The following is a 21720-nucleotide window of genomic DNA, read 5'->3' as shown; positions in this document are numbered from 1 at the left end:
ACAAAGTTAACTCTTTTTGTCCATCAAAGTAATTATTACTTTAAGTTATTTTATACAATCTAAAAATCCTGTTTTACACTCTTTTTTTTGCAATAAAAAATAGCAGAGAACTGATTTTTTAAATCAGCTCTCTGCCATTTGAAAAAGAATAAATAACGTTTTTACGTTCCCTTCAATAATCCACGGAACTCATTAAAGCTTTGAAGCATCTTTTTATGATTCACTAATAAATAAAGTAAATAACATACTCCATACACAGCTGTACTGATAAAACTACCGCCGAAAAACAAGTTACTTAAGATAAACAACACAGTCATTGATGTCTCTAAAAGTAGAGATTTGATTATAGGAATGTTCATCGATTTGCACAAAAACAACTCTGCAAAGTTACATCTAAAGGCTAAACTGATCAAAATAAGACCCACCGCCCAAGTCAGGTTGCCGAAGCCAAAAATAATGATGACCGACAAAATAAGCGATAACGATAATGTCGTTAAGTTAACTAACAAAATCGTCTTTTCTTTTCTCAAAGCTTTTAGGTATGTATTGATCAGTAGAGACATTCGTCCTTCGTAAATAATGATCGGGAACAAGATCCCCATAAACTTCAAGCTCTCAGCATATTCAGGCAGCCAGGCAGCCAAAATATATTTTGCAGGAACATAGAATAGTAAAATCCCGTACGTAATCGGAACAAATAAATTTCTTAGCGTAACAAAGAGGTTCGGTAATTTTTCTTGGTTCGTTCTTCTGAGCAATGGAAACATAACAACGCCAACTGCATTGACGAAGGTCAAAAACATATTAGAAATACTCAATGTGAAAGACAATTTCCCAAATGTTTCGATCGTCCATTTTTTTTCAACAAAAAAGCGAATCGTTCCGATGATCAACATACTTGCAATACTGCTGATCATCAATTTACTACCAATGTTGATATTATCGATGATTTCAGGTAAGACTTTTCTTAAGCGAATCATTTTCAAGCTGAGCATATCTCTAATACGATACATTCCCCAGATCGTCATGATAAGTCTAGACAGGATATCCATCGTAATCAACCAGAAAAAGTTCCGCCCGCCCATAAGCAAGTAAACTCCGATGAACATGACATACAAATACCGATCTGTTCTAGATAATTGCGCATATTCTTTGATACGGTTTGTTGATTGAAAAATAAAAAGAATAAATGTTTTCGAAATAGTGATCAAAGAGACGACCGCAGTTAATATCAAAATAAGTGATTTATTGCTTGGTGGTAAAAAGAAAAAGGCCCATACGATAACTAATGATGAAAGAATGACCTCAAATATAGCTAAATACCAAAATTGAGAGCCCAAATTTCTCTTATCCAGATCTTCGTATTCTTCCCCGCCAATCTTCAAATAAATTCCATCGATCCAGCCTAAATGGAAAAAACCAACATAAGATGAGTAGAAAACATACAGTTGCCAATAGCTATATTCTCTGACACCTAATAATTTTGGAACAAATAAATTTAGTAAGACAGAGATCCCTAACGTAGCAAAGTTAGCTGCAACTGTATAATATAGATTTTTTATGACTGACTTAGCTTTTTCATTCATAATACATTCCTCTTATTTTCTCTCATTTAGCCCAAACGATCAATAAAATCAACTATCGTTCTTATTTTACATTACAAATCCAAAGTTCTAATTTATCTCTTAAAAAAATTAGCAAACCAACCACTGAATTGATAGTTTTGTGTGACACTTTCTGGAAGTGGAACCATAGGAACTTCAAGGAAAGCAGCTAGTTCTTCTAGATTTGTTTCAGACAAAATGAACATATTTTCCCATCGATAAAAGTCCAGGTTCTGTACACTTGGATTATTCGTGATCAATTTTTTATTAAGAAACAATGCTTCTAATGGTCTAAGGGAAATCCCTTGTTGATCACTTTGAACAATATCTAAAATAGCTCCTGTATTGCCCTCATAATTGATCAATTCGCTGTACGGCAATGCTTCTTTATAAGCATAATCTGTTCGAGAATTTTTAGATGAATCGACAACATAAATCAACGGTTTCAATTGCTTGCTGATAAAGTACTGCTCCAGTTCTAATAAAAGCGGTAATCGATTCTTATCTACACCAATAAAACAAACATCTGAATGATAGCTGTCATCTGTTTTTGTAACGGTCAGCTTTGTCCGATCAATAAATTGATTATTCGGATGCATCCCATATTTTTCACAGTCTTTTTCATCAAACGACCATAGTTCACAATTTAAGTCCGAATAAAGAGAAACAGGTGTATCTCTAATCACAGGATTACTATACCAGACAACAATCCGTATTTCAGGATACTTTCGGTTCAAATATTTAATCAATGGACGAGAGAAAAAGTGTGAATTCACCAAAATAAAATCGATCTCTTTCAACTTTTTTTTCCAGTTTCCATAAAAGAAAGACGCCAATTGTAAATTCAACTTTTTATCTAGATAATTGAGCAGTTTGATTATAAATGTCCGTCGTTCAAAATATTTCTCTACGTGGATACCTAATTTTTGTGCATCCGTTGAAAATAAAACCGATTTCTCATCCAGCGTAATGATCATCATACGACTATAGTCCATTGATCTCAGACTCCTTTGTTTTGCTTATTTCCAATAAAAAGTATAAGGATGATGGGTCACTCGCTCTGATTCAGGCGGCAATTCCATGTAGTCTCCATAACGCAGCGTCAAAAACTTTTTGCGGTCTTTGATTGCACGAACTGTTTTACCAGCAAAGATAATATCTTCGTATTCTTTAAACCAATCCGTCGGGAAAATTCCCCATTCTTCATCAATAAATTCGATATAACCGCAAATCTCTGCTTCCTCAAAAGGATACTTGTGTATTTCATCCATAAGTAAACTTCTCCAATGCGCATAATTTCCCTGCTTCAATAACTTACGATACTTTGGATAGTATAAAACTCTTTTCCCATATGCCTTCCATCTCGTTTTGGAGATTGCATAAGAAGCATTCAACGTTGCTAACATATTATCTAGATACAACATGCAACGCTCTCCAAAAGCTTTTCTTTCAGCTTGATCCGCTGGAAAACCATCTATTGGAAAAATGTCTACAAAAACACCTAGTTCTGGATCTTCACTATGATAAAATTGTTTTGTTTTCATACAAGTTCTTTTGTCGATCAATTTTGCAAATGGATAGCGATATTCAGTACGTGTCTCTAGACTTAACAGCAAATACGTTTCGTCTTTCGCTAAAATCTTTATCAGACGGTCATAATTTGGACGCGTCAGCACAATATCTAGGTCATCATCCCAAGGAATATACCCTTGATGTCTTTCTGCTCCAATCAAGCTTCCATAATAAACAGAATACTCAATGTCATTCTTTCGGCAAATCTGATCGATATACACAAGCATCTCGACACCAATTTCCTGTATTTCATTAATACTCAATTCTTTCATAGCTCTAATTCACTCGTTTCCTGCTCATTTTTTGAGTTCAATCTACCGATATAAAGGAAGAATACTAATGCACCTAATCGATTCACTAATACAATATCCGGGATCAAGCATGCAGATATCAAAATCGCCAAGACGATCAAGCTATAAAATAAGTATTCAAGATAATTCGTTCTATTCATCTTGAAAAGAGTAACTAATGCTTTGATCATGTTATATAAAACAAACAACGTAAATGGAATCGTCCCTAAAAGTCCTGTCGTCGCCAATAAGAAAAATAGAAAATTATGTGGGGTTTGCTCTTTTATTGCAATCCAAGTATTTGGTAAATTTTTCTGAGCATAGTGAAGTAAACCTTTTGGAGATGGCCCAATCAATGGCTTAGTCTCAAATATTTCAACCGCGCTTTTCCATAGCTTAAATCGGCTATTAGAAATATCTGAATCCTCTCCTGTGTCAGGTCGATCCAAAGAAATATCATCTTTTCCATCGTTTGTCTTGATCACGATCACCTTGCTGACAGCTTCAGCAGTAACAACTGAAACTTTTTGAGTGACCGTCATCGTCAGAGAAAGAACCACAACAGCAGCTAATGCAAGACCTGTTGAAAGCAAGAGACGTTTGAAAAGCGCCATCGTCTTTTTATTATAATAAAAATAGAAAAAGACCCAGACGACCACAACTGCCATGCTTTCGATCATTGCAGTTCTTGAACCTGAAAGGACAACGAAAAAGAAAGATACGATTAGATTAGTAATCAAAAAACCTCTATATAGCTTTGACTCTGCCTTTTTGAAAAGGTGTATAGAAAAACAAAAAGAAACAACAGAAATGGTTGCAGCATAGTTCGGATCTACAAATACACCATACAAGCGATTTTCAAAAAAGCCCATCCGAATCCCATAATACAATTTATCTAAAGGCATCGTATACTGGAATTGTACAAAAAACATTCCTAATGAAATAACTAATAAAACAAACCATGTAAACACTAAAACTTTTTCTACTAGTGAAAATAAATCTTTGCGGTTTTTCTTCCCAAGTTCGTAAGCCACAAAGAAAAGAAGTACTTCCCATATAATCAATTTAAAATTAGCAACTAAACCTGTCGGTGCATTTGCGATGGAAGTAATGACCAACGCTAAAGTAAAGATCAGCAACAAGAAACTTGGCTTCTCACGTCTTTTGATCCAATCAAACCCGTTACGAATGAATAATAATCCCCCAGCTAATGAAATAACAGAAAAAATAATACTGTCAAATTTTGATGGAATCAGACTATAGGTACTGATCATACGCATGATCAACATAAATTCCCAAACGAGAATAAAAGGTATTTCTACCTTATCAAGAACTTCATTAGCTTTTTTTATCATTAACCCTATCTCCTTAACTCAATTAAGATCTACTTGTTTATTTTCCTTACCATTCTACTCTCAAAACGTGATAAGAGCTTGTATAGGTATGGATGTATTTTTAAAGCGAACATCGCTATTTTTCTCGATTTAGTAAAATATTGATTTTTAAGTACAAAAGTAAAATTGCTACGTAAAAATTTGATAATTTGTCTTTGTGTCTCCATATCCTCATTTGTTAGAGGACTATTCATCATTTTATCCAAGACAGTAAAATAAGCCCAGCAAACCCTAGTATGAGCAACATTGACTAATTCTGGATACTTAGCTACAACACGTGTTTCATTATCTTCCCATGCCTTGATCATATCCAAGTCTTTATGTGTAAAGTGATTACTGGAAATACTATTTTCCCGATGAAAGTAACAATATTTTTGACTAGTGTCGATGACTACTTTTTTAGTTTCTTCAAGCACATCTAAAATGACTGCAGCATCTTCTGTGATCATACCGACTGGATAACGAACATGATCAAATATTTCTCTTTTATATAGCTTATTTGTTGCACTGATCGTACTTAGCTTTCCTTCAAACATTATTTTTGCTGCGCCGACCATATCTGTTACGATATACTTTTTCTCTTTGATCACAGGTTCTTTTCCCGCATAAACATCCAAAAATCCAACTGTTGCTAAATCAGCATCTTCTCTTTTTAGATTATTATATAAAAGTTCATACATATCTTCCATGATATAATCATCACTATCAACAAAGCCTAGGTAACGACCTTTAGCTACTTCGATCCCAGTATTTCTTGCTGCGCTTAAACCGCCATTTTCTTGATGGATAACAGTGATCCGTTGATCAGCTTTCGCATATTCATCACACATCTCACCGCTTCTGTCCGGTGAACCATCATCGACTAAAATCAGTTCAAAATCTTGGAATGTTTGAGCTAAAATGGATTTTACACACTTATCTAGATATTGCTCTACTTTATATACCGGAACAATAATACTTATCTCAGGCACTACTTTTTCACTCCTCGGTTTTCATAATTCTTATGACTTGCTCTAAGCCTTCTTCTAAGGAATAAATCGGCTGCCACCCCAATCGTTCTATCTTATCAGTAGCTAGAATCGCCTGCGTTGCTTTAGAATAACCCGCAGCTTCTGTTTGATCTGGGATTTCAAAGATCACTTTTCTACCAACGATCGCAGCCAGCTTTTCTGCCAACTCTTTTAGTGTTAAGTCAAATTGGCTATTGGCAATATTGTACGCTTCGCCAGATTTACCTTCTAGAAGTAAATACAATAATGCGTATGCTGCATCAGCAACATAACAATAAGAATAATACTGTGTTCCTGCACTCTTTAAAACGATATCTTCGTCGTTCACAGCGTTTCGAATAAACTGAGAAGAAGCTTTGGAATCTTCTTTCAGCATCGTTGGACCAAAAATGCGACATAATCTAGGAATCACTACATCGACATCATACTGCTGAATATACGCTTGGCACAGTGCTTCACTTGCTCGTTTCCCTTCCGGATAACCAGCCCTTAACGTATTACTGTCTATATAGCCACAATATTGCTCATCAAATTTCTCTACGTCGCCCCTATTTTCTCCGTATATCTCAACAGTGGAAAGAAACAATACCCGTTCAACAGAATGCTTCGCTGCATAGTTCAGCACCTGTTCTGTTCCTTTGATATTCGTCATGATCGTATTGATCGGATCTTCTACGTAGGCTTTTGGATGTGTATTACTTGCACCATGAATAATGAAATCATACGTAATATCAGAGACTAACGGTTCTAAAACATCTCCTGCCACTAGATGAAAGTGGCGATCACCCAGATATTTTACAAACCTTGACTCCAGTTTTCCTAAATTTCTTCCCATCGCATAAACTGAGATGTTGAGAGCTTGTTTCTTATTCAAAGCCATTAAGCAGTCGATCAAAAACGTTCCAATCATTCCTGAAGCTCCGATAATCAAGATCGATTTATTTTCTAATTTGTTCCATGCCAATTGTTCCTGAACAACTTTTTCGATATCTTTTTGATAATCAAGATTATTTGAAAACATAGTGTTCTCCTATTCTTCTTTCATTCGAAGATAGCCTTTGAATAATTGCAGGTCATCTTGTGTCGTTAGTTTGATATTCTTATCAGAACCCACAGCAAAATAAAGAGTTTCTCCTAAATCGACCATCATTGTATTAGCATATGATGATTCTGAGATACCAATGCCTTCTTTGAAGGCTTTTTCATAAGCCCAAGCAAGCTTATCGAATTGGTATGCTTGAGGTGTAGATACTCTTCTCAATGTTTCTCTATTAATATATTGTTTCGTTGTTTCTTCTGTCTCTTTCACAAAAATTTGTTCGTTATAAGGCAGTGAAGTCACTGCATTACCGAATTCTTTACATTTTACGATAACATCAGATAATACGATCTCATCGACTAATGGACGAATCCCGTCGTGGATCACAATCGTATCCTCTTTTTCAGAGTGTGCTTTTAAGAAATCTACACCATTTCTAATGGATTCCTGACCGCTGTTGCCGCCTTCAATGATCCACTCCAGTTTATCGATATGATACTCTTTTGCATATGCTGATAGGGTATCCTCCCAGCCTTTCTTACAAACAACCAGGATTCGGTCGATCATCGGATGCTTTTGGAAAGATTCCAAAGTATAAATAATAATCGGTTTATCCTCAACCATAATGAATTGTTTTGGAATATCCTGTCCCATTCTTTTACCGACACCACCGGCAATAATCAAAGCTGTAATCATCAATTATTCCTCCTTCGAGTGATCCACACAATAGTAGATTCCTTTATATTTTTTATAAGTGTTCTCTGTATCAATATACACTGCATCATGATGAGAAATACGATCTTTTTCATCCGGCAACTCCATATAATTACCGAATACTTGAGTCAAATAATGATCATACCCGATCGGTACCGGCATCGTTGTATCTTCAAAAGGCAAGTACACTGCCTTTTCAAAGTCTGTTCTCTTATACAAATTCCCCATGTAACGCGGACCTACACAAAGCTCAGTCACATATTCAGACGTAGAAAAATCATATTTTGACATCTGTTTGCTGGCAAATGACCAGATTCTATAGCGACCTTTTTTAGTAGGAACAAGTTTTAGGAGGACTTTACTGCCAAACGCCATGACTCCACCATGTTTTTCCGGAACCACTTGTGAGCAAAACAACGCATAGATCAATGCCCATAGCTTTTGAATCTTTCTCTTGACCGCTCCGTCTGGTGCGCCGTCTAGTGGAAAAATATCGATCGGCAAACCGTGAGGCATATCCAAATCCTGCTGATAAGGTTTGATAAAGGTTGTTTCCGCTGCTCGGATCGTTGTAAAGGAATTATGGTCAATAAAGGTTTTAGATGGTTTCATCAATGGATATTTTTCTACATCCGCATGTACTTGCCATAAGTCAGATAATTTCTCATAATCCTTACGTGGCATAAAAAAATCCAAATCGTCATCCCATGGTATAAAGCCTTGATTTCTGACTGTTCCGATACAGCCGCCACCACAAAAATAACACAACAAATCGTGTTCATTGCAGAAGCTGACAAAGTAGTTTGCCATTTCTAAATTGACCCTTTGGATTCTTTTGATTTGCTCTGTGTCTTCTATCTTATTCATCGTTCAATACTAAACTCCTCAAAGTACCTGTTTTCAGAATACATCTGGTCTATTTTCTCACATCTGATAAAAACTTTCAACAACTTACCAGTGTTCTTAATACAACTGTAAACAAGTCAAAGCACTTCAAGTATCAAGGAAAACAAAAAACACCACATAACTAATCGTTATGTGATGTTTTCTTTCTGATTAAGAAATGACATACTATTTTCTAAGCATTCGTTTGTAAAATTTCCCCCGTAGCTGTGTAGGCATTAGACAAATAACAATATGGATCGCTGATACTGAAACGAAATCAGTAAAGCTGCCTAGTCCTTCTTGATAGATCCTCTTTCTTGCTTTTAGACCAGGCATCAAGTATTTTAGGCCGCCACGACGATTATACATATCATTTCCTGTACGTGCGTAAACTAAAAACTCTGGTAAATTCTGACCTTCATAACCAGCTTTTAATAATCTGACCCACAAGTAATAATCTTCAAATCCTTGTAAAGGAAGATAATTCCCGACAGCGATGACCGCTTCTTTTTTATACATAACAGTCATATGATTAAAGGGATTTCTTTTTTTGGAAAACTGGCGAATCTCTTTGTTCGTTAGAGGCATGTTCTTTCTTGCCAGCTCATTTTCGATCGTATCTTCAAATTCAATGATATTTGAACCTATGATAGCTAATTCGCTGTTTTTCAAAAAAGTATTATATTGTATTTCTAATCGAGTATTGGCCATGATATCATCCGTATCCATTCGAGCAATCAAGTCATTGCGGCAGTTCTTCACACCAATCGCTAATGCTGTGCCCAAACCTTGATTTTTCTCTAGCGAAATGACAGTCAATTGACCAGCTAAGCGATCACGGTAATGCTGGATCTGCTCATATAATTCATCTGTCAAAGGTCCATCTTCGACCAAAAGAATCTCATCCGGCTGAATGGATTGAGCAAGCGTACTTTCCATCGTTTGGGTAAAATATTCCGGTTTTTCTTTCTTGTAGACAGACATCAACACGCTAACAGGTATAGTTTGCATTTTATTCACTCACTTTATTTAAATAGCTCAATTTTATTTTCACTTAAGAATGACAGATCTTTTGTACTGCGTTCAACCTCTTCTACACCTTGAGAAGAAACTTTATCAAATAGAATCTTGATCGTTTGCAACAAGATTTTCAGATCCAGCAGTAATGAATAGTTTTTGATATACAATAGATCAAAATTTAATTTACTATTATAATCTGATGCATATTTTCCATACACCTGTGCATATCCAGTGATTCCCGCTCTGACATTGTGTCGTAAGTAATACTGAGGATTCTCACTATTGAATTGATCCACGAAAAAGGGTCTTTCTGGTCTTGGGCCGACAATCGCCATATCTCCTCTGATCACATTGATCAATTGAGGCAGCTCGTCGATCCTTAACGCTCGTAAGTATTTACCAACAGCAGTTACACGAGCATCATTACTGGTTGATAAAACTGGACCAGATTTGGCTTCTGCTGTTGCAGACATTGTTCTAAATTTTAAAATTGGAAATTCTTTTTGATCCAATGTGATTCTTGTTTGCTTGTAGATCACAGGACCAGGAGATGTTACTTTCACTAAGATCGCTGCAATCAGCATCAAAGGAGAAGCAATAACTAACAACACAAATGAAAGAATGATATCAAATAGACGCTTCATGAAGTTGTCTTCTCCTTTGATTCTAAAATCAGACACCTCAATGATACTTTCATCTTCAAAATTCATCATGTTCGGTTTTAACATAATTAGATTTTCAAAGCTGGTATTTAAAAATAGCTTCTTTTCCGCTTTTGTTACGAGTTTATAGATTTTAAATTTTTCGTTCTCATCGATATGGCTAGAAATATAAACGATATCGATTTCATCAAGCTGTTTGACCAAATTTTCATAATAATGGTCAACGATCACTTTGGTCACCTGATGCTTTTTATTTTTATGACTGATAAAGTTCTGTGCTGCAGAAACAACACTTTCCTCGGTTCCTATAATCACGACTTTTTTGATCGAGCTGACTTTTAAATATAAGAAATAAACCAGAATCCGCCACAAGCTCAACAATATAATACCGACGATAAATGTATACACAAGGACCGATCTCGGAAATGTGAACCAACGACCTGCAAATGTGATCGTCATGATAAACAAAATCGTCAAGAATTGACCGATCACGGTGACAAAAACAATATCATTGATCGTTCGATTATAGAACACATACGCACCTAATAGCATATTTAAAAAGATAAAAAACAGCGAAATATAGATAGCAGATTTCTCATAGGATACAAAATTATATGAAGGAATGTTAGATCCAAATTTAATCCAAAATCCAACCAATACCGAAAAATTAAAGACAAGCACGTCAATAATAATAATCGCAATTCGCTTTGCATTATTCCATTCACTTTTAGTTGTCATTTTTACCTTCCTTCCTGAATAAACATTTAACCTATTTTTTACTGATAAAAACTTTCCGTTTCATGTTACCACAATGGGGCTAAAAAAAACAATAACCTCTCCCGCGTTCTAGGGAAGATTTATCGAATCGATTCCGTTACTTTACTGTTTTTTCTTCACTTTTCTGCAGTGCAAGCCCAACAAAGGAGTACACGATCGGCATCCAGTAGTTAGCAAGCAAGGTATCTTCCATCGTTGCTTGGATACAAATCGCTAAAAAGGCTAAAAACAAACTCACTTGAAGTGCAGAAAGTTTTGTTTTAGCGAATACATTAGTCGCTAATAAGTAAAGCAGCACGCTAAAAATCAATGTATAGCCGATAATGCCATAATTGCTTAAGGTATAGATAAAGCTATTATGAGTTCCCAGCGATTTCCATGAAGCCGTAAAAGGTTCCATTCCTATGAACATATTTTGAGTGTTGGAAAACCATTTTTCAAAAAATTCAGCCCAAATATTTTCTCTACCAGTGAATAAATTCATCGCATCCGACTCAGCAAACTGATAAAAAATAAACGGACCTGCTACAAAAAATAGTGCAAAACCAGCAAGCAGCAGATAGTTATTTTTTAATAGTTTCTTAGGAACGATATTGTCGACTAAAATAAAGAAAATCAACGCACCTAGAGAAGCTTTCGACTGACATACCCAAACACCTAAAAGTCCGGCAGCGTATACTGGAATGACCAATAATTTAAAATAGCCGATGTTAAATGACTTGATAATGATCGTCAACATCATCACTGATAAGAAAATCGTCATACCGATCGTATTTGTATTGATCCAAATCGCTTCTAGCTTATTGTCATTTTTCCAAATCAATGCAGGATCGATCAATTTGGGCAACTCGACATACATTCTATAAATCGTCACAAACAGCGCCGTCCCAGAAATACCAGCCAACAGACCTAAATCGATCTTGGTGAACTTCGTTTTTTTAAAGCAAAGCAGTAGTAAAATAATCAAAGGGATCGATGCATTGATAAACCGATTACTATGCCTCATAGAAGACGTCAATGTATAAAATACAAAAATCACTGCAGCTAATATTATCAATATCCAATCTGCTTTCGTTAGTGATTTTATTCTCAGCAAAAGAACCAATGCAATGGCTGCTGATAATAGATAGACACTATTAGCGTAAATCCAGCCAGTTGTAGGTGTGCTGATCCCAACGACCCACATTAAGTAAGAACCAGCAATCGTAACCAATAGAATCAGGTTACTTATTCTATTTAAGATTTTATCCATCTTGACATCCTTTCAATAAGCGTATGTGGTCAATAACTCACTTTATAAATATACGCATTATTTGTATCTGGTCCGTATAATTGTTTCACTTGGATTTTTTCTGTAGCTAATTCATCGATCGTTTCGTAGGTGACTAGATAACGAATGTTGTATTTCATCAAATCTTCCAAGCTCAATCGTACTTTGAATGCATCTGCATGAAGTAACTCAAATTGAGGTTTCTCTGTGCTGATTTCAACGTAAATGTGAGAGTAACGATTATAAACCTTTTCATATTTCCCAGTAGGATCAAGTGGTTTCCATGAATCCAAATTGGGGGTAAAAGCTGTTCCATTAAAATTATGAACTCCTAGCATAGGTAAGAAAGCATGCATCATCCGCTCTCCAGCCCACAATTGCCCTGGATCTTCTTTTTCGATCGCCATCACTTTCTGAGCAATTTGCTTATCGTAAACAGGACTAACCCCTTTGCTGACTGGATTGACTGTCGTCCCTCCAACTAATACTGCAGCAAGCAATACTAAAGAAAAAAGGTATTTTCGCTGATTCAATAATAAAATGATCAATAAACCTGCAACTAGAAGCGTCCAAATAATATCCATCCGGCTTAAATACAATCCTAGATTTCCCTTATAGAGTGAAAAGAAATACAAACCTAGATTAATTACAATGATCGGTACTTGCCATTTAAATGCTAGTTTTTTCTGTTCCCATACGTATTGAATAAACCAAATACTCAATAAAATCGCTGCAAAGCCAAACGCTAGATTCGCTCTTTCTTCTGGAACATAAGAATACATCGTGATTTTAGCAAGAATTGTTGGAAAACGTAAGCTCATCCAAACTATATTGAATAAACAGAAAACAAATAGCAAAAAGCCATATAAGTTTTCTTTGATTTTTTTGTAAAATACCCAAGGTGAGACGAATAAAATAACGAAGAAGAAGTGATAAAAACTACTTAATTCAGAGTTATTTTCATAAACGACATCTTTAAATGACATTTTCCAATTGACTAAAAAGTTAAATAGATCCTTTTTAGCAAAGTCACCACCAAGACTCACTCGGTTCCCCGGATAGATCGTATGCATCACCCGCATCAACGAATCCCATGATGTAACAAGTGAGACACCGACGATGATTCCTGTCATCACTACAGCTAAACTGATAAACAGACCGTCAAATTTATCTAATTTTACTTTCTTACGAAATTCGAAGAAAAAGCCAAGTAAAAATAATAAGATCAAATAACCGAAAGGCACTTGAAGAGCCGGATACAAGACTAAAATAAATCCGGAGGCACATAATGCAGCTAGTATAGCACACAATAAACGCGCCCATTTTTTTTCATGCGCATAGAAATAATTATACATACCTACTAAAAATCCAAAAGTAAAGAACACTAAATCTCCTACTGGAGAAACAAACCACCATTGAATCGCTGCTGAAAATGGAAGCCAGACACTGGTCAATAAAGCTAGATACTTATTACGCTTAGTCAAAATCAAACCCATTTCAAAAGACAGCAGCATCAATCCGATCAGTTTTAATCCCCAATACCAAGACAATCCCCGCTCTTTCCCTAAAAGAACATAGCCCCAAGTAAACGGTTTTGCCAATGTAGCTAAATTCAATGCAGGTGAATTATAACCGATGACCATATCTTGCCCATCTACTGTGATCACTTCATTGTGATTTTTTAATCCTGTTTGTGTTTGTGATAAGCTGTAAGGGGTTTGCACCATCCATTCATCTGATCGAATGGGCCTTGGTTCTCCTACGATCACACTTTCACTATTACCATCTTTAGCATAATCTGAAACATATTGGTCCCACATCGCTAACGAACTGCCATGGATTTTGAAAACCAGCATCAAAATGAATACGAGCAATGCAATGATGAATCGTGCTCTGATGATTTGATCAAGTGCAGCTTGGCCCCCTTGTTTGATCGTACTATTTTGCTTATGTTTTGCTTGATGTATCTCCATTTTCTAACTCCATTTCCTAGTCATAACTCACTTTTTATTGCACTAATTTCGATAAGAAAAATTCGGGATCTCTCTAGTCAAGTTTGGATTATAAAACGGATCATTGTCGATCAACCCTGCCCATTTTTGCTCCATCATTGCCTTTTCCTGTTCAAATCGTTTTTTCTTTTTCCCTTTATCGTCATAGCCTCTAGTTTGAGATTCAAAATGATAAAGTTCCGCTTCATGAAGCCAAACATTATCACGGCCAAGCTCTTTGACTTTTAAACATAAGTCTACATCATTGAATGCCACAGTAAAATCTTCGTCAAAACCTGAAACAGCATCAAAATCGCTTTTTTTCATTAATAAGCAAGCTGCCGTCACTGCTAAATAGTCAACATTCAACGCTAATTTTCCAAAGTAACCTAAATCTCCGTGAGGATATCCATAATGTCCATGCCCTGCGATTCCGCCAAGTCCTAAAATAACTCCAGCATGCTGGATCGTATTGTTTGGATATAGTAGTTTTGCACCAACACAGCCGACCCGTTCCAACTGTCCAAATGAAACCATCAAAGTCAGCCAGTCTGCATTGATCACTTCTGTATCGTTATTTAGGAATAATAGATATTTTCCCTTAGCATCTTTAGCAGCAATATTGTTGATCTTAGAGAAATTGAACGGAATGTCGATCGTCGTCACTCGAAAACGTTCTTGAAGCGTTTCTTCAAATGACGCATAAAGTTCCTTCATCTTCTCATCTGTGCTGCCATTATCTGCAATAATGATCTCATAATTTTTATAGGTCGTTTTTTCGATGATCGAAGTGACACAACGTTTGACATCATTATACCCATTTTTAGTAGGAATAATGATCGAAACTAGCTCTTGTATTTCGATATCATAATAAACATCATACAAGCCATTGGCACGACCATGCTTTGCATGTCCCTTGATACCGCGGCGGAGCAAGGCATCCTGGACGGCTTTCAAGCCAGCTTCAAAAGCATACCCTTTTGTGGACTGATCGACCGCAGTTGATGTCGGCAGCATACGCCAATGGTACAGAACCTTTGGAATATGTTTGATTCGATCAGCTGATGTTTTTTCGGTAAAACGAAGGACTAAATCATAATCCTGAGATCCTTCATAGCCTTTTCTGAAGCCGCCAATTTCTTCGAGTATCGTTCTGCGGTATACACCTAAATGAGAAATATAATTTGTTCCTAACAGTAGATCCGGTGACCAGTCCGGTTTAAATGACGGATCTGAGCGATTGCCTTCCATATCGATCTTGTCTTCATCACTATAGAGCAAATCAAGCTCCGGATTTTCGTTCAGTGCTTTGACCACTTCATAAAAAGCAATTCTAGGTAACTCATCATCATTATCTAAAAGAGCGACAAACTCACCTGTTGCAAGCTCAAGAGCAGAATTCGTTGCTTCTGAAATATGTCCATTTTTTTGTCTAAAAAAGACTTTGATCCGTTCATCTGATTCCTGATATTCTGTCAAAAGCTCTTTGACTTTAGGGTCAGTAGAAGCGTCATCTGCCATACACAATTCCCAATTCGTATAATCTTGAATCAAAATCGAATCAATACAACGACGCAGCCACTTTTCCTCAACATTGTAAACGGGCATCGCAATCGAAATTTTCGGCTGATAATCAAAAGCTGCGATTTCCTCCTTGATTTGATCAAAATCAAACTGCTCGTTTCGCTCCAACCAGCTAGGATATGAGGACTGTCTGCGGATTTTTTCGATCTTCACACGCTGGATCGTGCCTTTTAGACCATTTCTTTTTAGATAACTGATTCCTTTATGTACATTGATCATCAATCGAGCCATCTTGTCTTCTGTTCCAGGAATCAATGGATGTTTCTTTCCTAAATCGATCCATTGAGAATACTTTGTTTTATCTTCATTTGATGTAAAACAAATTTCCAGCTTATCTTTCTTTAATAAGCCTTCTAGTTTGATCTCAAATCCAGCTAAAACAGACGGATCCGTTTCATAAATCTGGTTTACATCTTCTCTCAGTACGCGCTTGATATCGTAAGAAGTGACCTGCTCTTGATTGATAACCGAAATTTCCGGACTGGTATTTGTTTTCGTATTCAAAGCCCAACCGGTGATCGTTAAATTATTGGTTTGTTTCTCTCGATAGATACTATCAATAATGACTTTGATCTCATCGCTCATGATTTGTTCTCCTTATAATTTAAAGGTTTGACAGCTATTATTTTTTGGGCTGCTGCCCTTAAAATAAATAATAGCTGTCGTTATCTTTATACTTGAAATACGTTTCTATAATCGCTTAGGATTTCTATATTTGTCCATCATTTCTGCTTCAGACCATTTGCTCGCTAACTCTTTGAAGTTGCCTTTTTTATCAACACTCTTGATTTTTTCATCTGCCTTAAAAATAGCATATGAACAGTAAATGATCGTTTTATCTAGTTTATTAGCAAATTGCAAGGATAAGTCTGTTCCCATCAGATCTTTACCTAATCCTTCATCGATTCCTGAAACAGCAAGGTAATCTGCCTTTCTAAACACCATACATCTTTCTGATGCTGCCTGGATATTTCTAGGTAATGCGATTCGGTAGTAATAACCTAAGCTCTTACCTGGCGTTCCTTCTTCTGGATACTGTAGACGTTTTTTCTCTAAATCGATCGACATCCCTACATTTTCGATTCGATAGCGATAATCGACGATTCGACCCATGACGATACCTGAAGACGGTTGCTGTGCCATATTCATCATTTCAAGCAGCCAGTTACTTTTAGTTGGGACAAGACCTGCATCTAAAAGAACAATGTATTCACCTGAGCTTGCTTTGATCAAAGCATCTCTTGTTTGCCCTTCATGATAAACAAGTTTATTGCTTGTTGACTGAACGCTTGACTTTAAGGCTTCCGGTAAGATGATTTCGTAATTCTCGTAAATTGTTTTTTCAAGAATTTTTTTCAGATAATCATTGATATCTGCTGTGTCATTTGTAATGATCACTGAAACTTTTGGTACAGTTTCATACGTATAATTGACCTTATATGAGCCATAAAACTCGGCGATCTCAACGTTGGCTTTGATCCCACGGCGGTCCATCGCCGCTTGCAGGGCTTTTTGACCAGCAACATAGGCATACCCTTTACTTTCAGGATTCAAGGCCGTTGACGATTCGATCGCACGCCAATGGTACATCATTCCTGGAATATGTGCGATATTCTCTGCATTTTCTGTTGCACGTAACACGAAATCATAATCTTGTGCACCATTAAATTCTGTATTTAGTCCGCCAGTTTTTTCTAAAACTGAACGTTTGACTACAACAAAATGAGTAATGTAATTATGATTCAAAATCAATTCAGGGTTCCATTTAGATTTGTAAAAAGCATTGAAACGTTTGCCGCTTTCAGTAACTTTGTCTTCATCAGTATAAATGAAATCGATCGTTTGATCTTCATTCAGCGCCTTGACTACTTCATATAGTGCTTGCGGCGCAAGCTCATCATCATTATCCATAAAGCCGATATATTCACCCGTTGCGATCGTCAATGCTGAATTGGTCGCTTCAGAGATATGGCCATTTTCTTCACGGTAGATCACTTTGATTCGATCATCTGCATCCGCATATTTTTTTAGTAATGGCTTGATATAAGCACTTGGGGACGCATCATCAGCTAAACAAAGTTCCCAATTTTCATAATATTGGTTTTGAAGAGAAGAAACACAGGCATCCAACCATTTTTCTTCTACATTATAAACTGGCACAGCTACTGAGATTTTTGGCTGATAAGTAAATGTTTTGATCTCTTCTAAAATAGCCGTTGCATCGACAGGTGTTTCTAATTGTTCTTGACGTTTGAAGTACCATTTCATTGATCCAACTAACCCTCTTGTTTGGATCGAACGTAATGCACGCTGAACTTTTCCACCTGGTTGCACCATGTTCGGTTTTTCTAAACGATACTGTAATTTCCGGCCATTGTTGGCAGCAACATTTAAAATATATGTTGGCTGATCTTCCGAATCTTTGACCTCGATCTCAAAACCGTAATCCTGATCTCCTTTTAATTCAAACATATCGATCACATCACGACGATATTCTGTCGTCACAGCATATTCAATCGCTGATTCAGCCGTCACTTCAAAAGTAACAGGCAGTTTATCTTCTCTAGAATAAGCCCAGCCACGAATGACCGTCTTTTTTTCTTCAACGTGCCGAACGATATCATCGATGTTCAATGAAACGAACGAATCAAATTTGCTGATCGACACTTTTTTATATTTACTCATTTGTTTTCCACGCACCATCGACTTCTTATTTTTTAATTCATTTTGTTCATCTCTTTTTTCAATTGCGTAATCGATCAGCTCATGAACGATCTCAGAAAATTCACCTTCATATCGGTAATCAAAACTAAGCATCATTGGCTTACCTGAGATTGTTTTATCATCGATCTCCATTACTGGTACTTGATCATCTGAAAAGAAGTAGCGATTTTCTTTCACATAAACGGCATTCGTTGCACTTGGTTTGATTTCCACATCAGACGAAGTCATTGAAATATCGACAACAGCTCCTGTCATGCTTGGAAAAATTTTCAACAGTTTGATATTTTTAGGAATATCGATCGTGAATGTTTTATTTTCACCTGTGACATTGTTTATTTGAATATCAAACTCTGTTTGTTCTTCTTCACCACAATCATATAAAAAATGGATATTCTTACTATAGCTTGAGTTTTCCGGAATGATTCGAATGGGATTATCTACCGCTTTTGCACTAAGTGCATAGAAATACTGATATACTTCGCCGAATGGACGAGCTTTAAAAGCCGCTCGTGCCTCCACCGGTAAGTCTTCATAGGTCGAATCAAGTTCATTATAACCGACTTGATTGATCGTAAAGTCTTCTTTAACGATAAATAAGCCTACCTCTTCAAAGACTTTTTCAAAGCCGCTTTGAACAAAGAAAGACTTGTGGGTGGCGTCCAATAGACCTGTTTCACGCCAATCTAATTTATTATTGAATAGGTCGATCAGGACAGAATTATGCGCCAAGTTAGGGAAGGTAATCAGAATTTGACCTTCCTCGCTCAAGAAAGGTTTCACTTTCTTCAATGCACTTTTTGGGTCCATCAGATGTTCAAGAACGTCCGCAAAGATAATATAATCAAAGGTTTGTCCTTCAAAATAGTTTATCCAAGCCTCTTCGTCGATGTTGCCATAAAATCCGTCAGTCGCAAATTCACTTACATGGTCGAAAAGCTCTTTGTCCAGCTCAACGATCGAAACTGAACAATGCTTTTCTTCCATTAAATATTTCGTCATTCGGCCATTTCCTGGTCCAAACTCTAAAACATTACTATTTTCTTTTATTTGGGCGACGATTTTACCAACACTGGTACTCTCATCCACTTCCATCTCAAAATCATACTTCATCTTTAATAGTATCCTTCCATTCATGATCTAAAATGACAATGCCTTCGCCTGCATAGCGACCGCTAATAAACATGTTCAGGTATTTCGTTTTATAAACCAAAGGTACTGTAGCGTGTTCTTCAAAGAAAGCAATATCAAAATAATATTCTCCCGTTAAAAGTGACATTTTGCCATATTCTAAATAAAAAACATTTTTACCTTTCTTCCAAGGTATCTTGATTTCATCCAGTAAGGTATTTAGTCCGCAAACATAGTTGTTATCTACTGTTCGAATCGCAACACCGCAGACAGGTGACTTGATCGTATCGTTTTTGACGGTATATTCGATCTTCAATATCACTTTTTCATCTTGAGTAACGATATCTAAAGGCTCTAACGCGCTATTCAGTAAAGTTGCTTTCTCGATCTCGATGATATCTGGAACCGTTTCTTCATTTTGGATCGTTTTTTCCCGATCGACCGTTTTGATCGATTTTTTCTTTAAGAAGTTTTCGTAATTCGTCGTGACATCCATCGTATCACCAGACTCAACTATCTCACCATTTTTCAGCCAAAAAGTCCGGTCACAAAAACGGCGGATCGAATTGACATCATGAGACACGAATAAAATCGTTTTACCAGAATTTTTGATTTCAGTGAACTTCTCCATACACTTCAGCTGAAACTCCAAGTCACCAACAGCAAGCGCCTCATCTACGATCAAAATATCTGGATCGACATTGATCGCTACCGCGAACGCTAAACGAACAAACATCCCGCTTGAGTACGTTTTGACTGGCTGATACAGATGATCACCGATATCTGCGAATTGGATCACATCATCTACTCGTTCTTCCATTTCTTCTCGCGAGAATCCAAGGACCATCCCGTTTAAAAAGATATTTTCATATCCGGAATATTCAGGATTGAAGCCTGAACCTAATTCTAGCAATGCTGAAATTTTTCCATCGATTTTCATTGTTCCAGAAGTCGGTGTCAACACGCCTGTGATAATTTTCAGAATCGTTGATTTACCTGAACCATTTTCACCAACAAATCCGATCATTTCTCCTTTTTCGATTTGCATCGTTACATCTTTCAATGCATAAAAAAGGTCGTGATAGCTCTTTTTAAGAGGATTAAGTGCTTCTTTAAACCGATCTGACGGCTTTTTGTACATATTATATGTTTTTGTAATATTTTGTATATCGATTGCATACTCTGCCATGATTTACTCTCCTTGTACTTACCTGTCCGAATCTTCCGTCTCAGTAATGATTATAATACGTCTGAAAAATGCGGTTTTAGGCGTCTAAATACAACTGAACCTGCTAATAAAAGAATGATCGTAAAGCCCCAGAAATACAAGCCGTATTGCCAATGTTCCCAGAACCAGGGACCGTTTGTAAAGGAATCTCGATAGCCCTGAACGACATAGTACAGAGGATTGATTTTTAAAAGCTTTTCAATCCAACCGCTTGGTGACCAAAGAATCGGCAAGGTCCACATGATCGTTTGCATCGCCACATTGATAAACTGCATGATATCTGGTAAAAAAGGCTGTGTTGAAGCCGTTAACCACGTCACGCCTGTTAAAAAAATGATCAGACAGAACAAATAATAGATCAACTGCAAAGCTTTCAATGTTGGGAAAATACCACTCAATGAAGTGATCCCGAAACCGATCAAGATAAAAAATAGATGAGTATACAAACTAGATAGAATTTTTGATGTTGGTAGAATTTGTACATTAAAAACGACTTTTTTTACCAAATAGCTATACTCTCTAAACACATTGGTCGCCGACAATAATGAATCAGAGAAAAAGAACCACGGGATCAGCCCCGTTACTAAGTAAACGATAAATGGATACGATTCGTCCGCTCCCCGCGCACGAATTTGTGAAAATACAAACCAGTATGTCAACACGGTCACAAGAGGTGTAATGAACGCCCACACAATCCCCAGTGCAGAACCTGCATATTTTGATTTAAAATCGTTAAATGAAAACTGAACCAGCAGTTTTCTATTCTCAAAGATATTTTTAAAAATCGATAGTGTCGCTCGTATCATTGACTCTTTTCCTTTCTTATTT

At 36.6% G+C, this 21720-nt stretch carries 16 protein-coding genes; all 16 read right to left on the bottom strand.

Annotated features, from left to right (window positions below; translation table 11 throughout):
* Positions 1 to 161 precede the first annotated feature (161 nt).
* The 16 genes from H3T55_RS08815 to H3T55_RS08740 all read right to left on the bottom strand — a co-directional run bounded on the left by H3T55_RS08815 (position 162) and on the right by H3T55_RS08740 (position 21698).
* On the bottom strand, positions 162 to 1586 hold the full coding sequence (locus H3T55_RS08815) for a lipopolysaccharide biosynthesis protein (protein WP_225534183.1): 1425 nt from the start codon (positions 1584 to 1586) through the stop codon (positions 162 to 164).
* Between the two features lie 92 nt (positions 1587 to 1678).
* Positions 1679 to 2599, bottom strand: a complete 921-nt coding sequence (locus tag H3T55_RS08810; protein WP_087641107.1) for a lipopolysaccharide biosynthesis protein — start codon at positions 2597 to 2599, stop codon at positions 1679 to 1681.
* Positions 2600 to 2623: 24 nt separating this feature from the next.
* A complete protein-coding gene (locus H3T55_RS08805; RefSeq protein ID WP_087641106.1) occupies positions 2624 to 3448 on the bottom strand; it encodes a LicD family protein in 825 nt (274 codons plus the stop codon).
* Positions 3445 to 4821 carry an O-antigen ligase family protein gene (locus tag H3T55_RS08800; RefSeq protein ID WP_225534182.1) on the bottom strand — a complete coding sequence of 459 codons (1377 nt, stop codon included), beginning with the start codon at positions 4819 to 4821 and terminating at the stop codon, positions 3445 to 3447. The genes H3T55_RS08805 and H3T55_RS08800 overlap by 4 nt, the downstream gene beginning before the upstream one ends.
* A 29-nt stretch (positions 4822 to 4850) precedes the next feature.
* Positions 4851 to 5831, bottom strand: coding sequence for a glycosyltransferase family 2 protein (locus tag H3T55_RS08795; RefSeq protein WP_225534181.1), 981 nt, complete (start codon positions 5829 to 5831; stop codon positions 4851 to 4853).
* 7 nt (positions 5832 to 5838) lie between these two features.
* The gene (locus tag H3T55_RS08790) at positions 5839 to 6891 is read right to left on the bottom strand and encodes an NAD-dependent epimerase/dehydratase family protein (RefSeq protein WP_225534180.1); all 1053 of its coding nucleotides are present in this window, start codon (positions 6889 to 6891) and stop codon (positions 5839 to 5841) included.
* Positions 6892 to 6900: 9 nt separating this feature from the next.
* Positions 6901 to 7605 carry an IspD/TarI family cytidylyltransferase gene (locus H3T55_RS08785; protein ID WP_225534179.1) on the bottom strand — a complete coding sequence of 235 codons (705 nt, stop codon included), beginning with the start codon at positions 7603 to 7605 and terminating at the stop codon, positions 6901 to 6903.
* A gap of 3 nt (positions 7606 to 7608) precedes the next feature.
* Positions 7609 to 8490, bottom strand: coding sequence for a LicD family protein (locus H3T55_RS08780; RefSeq protein ID WP_225534178.1), 882 nt, complete (start codon positions 8488 to 8490; stop codon positions 7609 to 7611).
* A 204-nt stretch (positions 8491 to 8694) separates the two neighbouring features.
* Positions 8695 to 9519 carry a glycosyltransferase gene (locus tag H3T55_RS08775; protein WP_225534177.1) on the bottom strand — a complete coding sequence of 275 codons (825 nt, stop codon included), beginning with the start codon at positions 9517 to 9519 and terminating at the stop codon, positions 8695 to 8697.
* 14 nt (positions 9520 to 9533) lie between these two features.
* Positions 9534 to 10928 carry a sugar transferase gene (locus H3T55_RS08770; RefSeq protein WP_087641099.1) on the bottom strand — a complete coding sequence of 465 codons (1395 nt, stop codon included), beginning with the start codon at positions 10926 to 10928 and terminating at the stop codon, positions 9534 to 9536.
* Between the two features lie 136 nt (positions 10929 to 11064).
* Positions 11065 to 12219 carry an EpaQ family protein gene (locus tag H3T55_RS08765; RefSeq protein WP_225534176.1) on the bottom strand — a complete coding sequence of 385 codons (1155 nt, stop codon included), beginning with the start codon at positions 12217 to 12219 and terminating at the stop codon, positions 11065 to 11067.
* Positions 12220 to 12248: 29 nt separating this feature from the next.
* The gene (locus tag H3T55_RS08760; protein ID WP_225534175.1) at positions 12249 to 14210 is read right to left on the bottom strand and encodes a hypothetical protein; all 1962 of its coding nucleotides are present in this window, start codon (positions 14208 to 14210) and stop codon (positions 12249 to 12251) included.
* 42 nt (positions 14211 to 14252) lie between these two features.
* On the bottom strand, positions 14253 to 16397 hold the full coding sequence (locus tag H3T55_RS08755) for a glycosyltransferase family 2 protein (protein WP_225534174.1): 2145 nt from the start codon (positions 16395 to 16397) through the stop codon (positions 14253 to 14255).
* A gap of 105 nt (positions 16398 to 16502) precedes the next feature.
* Positions 16503 to 19646 carry a glycosyltransferase gene (locus H3T55_RS08750; RefSeq protein WP_225534173.1) on the bottom strand — a complete coding sequence of 1048 codons (3144 nt, stop codon included), beginning with the start codon at positions 19644 to 19646 and terminating at the stop codon, positions 16503 to 16505.
* Positions 19636 to 20853: an ABC transporter ATP-binding protein gene (locus tag H3T55_RS08745; RefSeq protein WP_087641095.1), complete on the bottom strand. Its 1218-nt coding sequence runs from the start codon at positions 20851 to 20853 to the stop codon at positions 19636 to 19638. Before H3T55_RS08745 ends, H3T55_RS08750 begins: the two co-directional genes overlap by 11 nt.
* 50 nt (positions 20854 to 20903) lie before the next feature.
* On the bottom strand, positions 20904 to 21698 hold the full coding sequence (locus tag H3T55_RS08740; protein ID WP_087641094.1) for an ABC transporter permease: 795 nt from the start codon (positions 21696 to 21698) through the stop codon (positions 20904 to 20906).
* Between the last annotated feature and the right edge of the window lie 22 nt (positions 21699 to 21720).

The sequence above is a fragment of the Enterococcus sp. S22(2020) genome (genome assembly GCF_020295385.1).
Taxonomy (GTDB): domain Bacteria; phylum Bacillota; class Bacilli; order Lactobacillales; family Enterococcaceae; genus Enterococcus_L; species Enterococcus_L dunnyi.
This window is presented reverse-complemented; position numbering and strand designations above follow the sequence as displayed.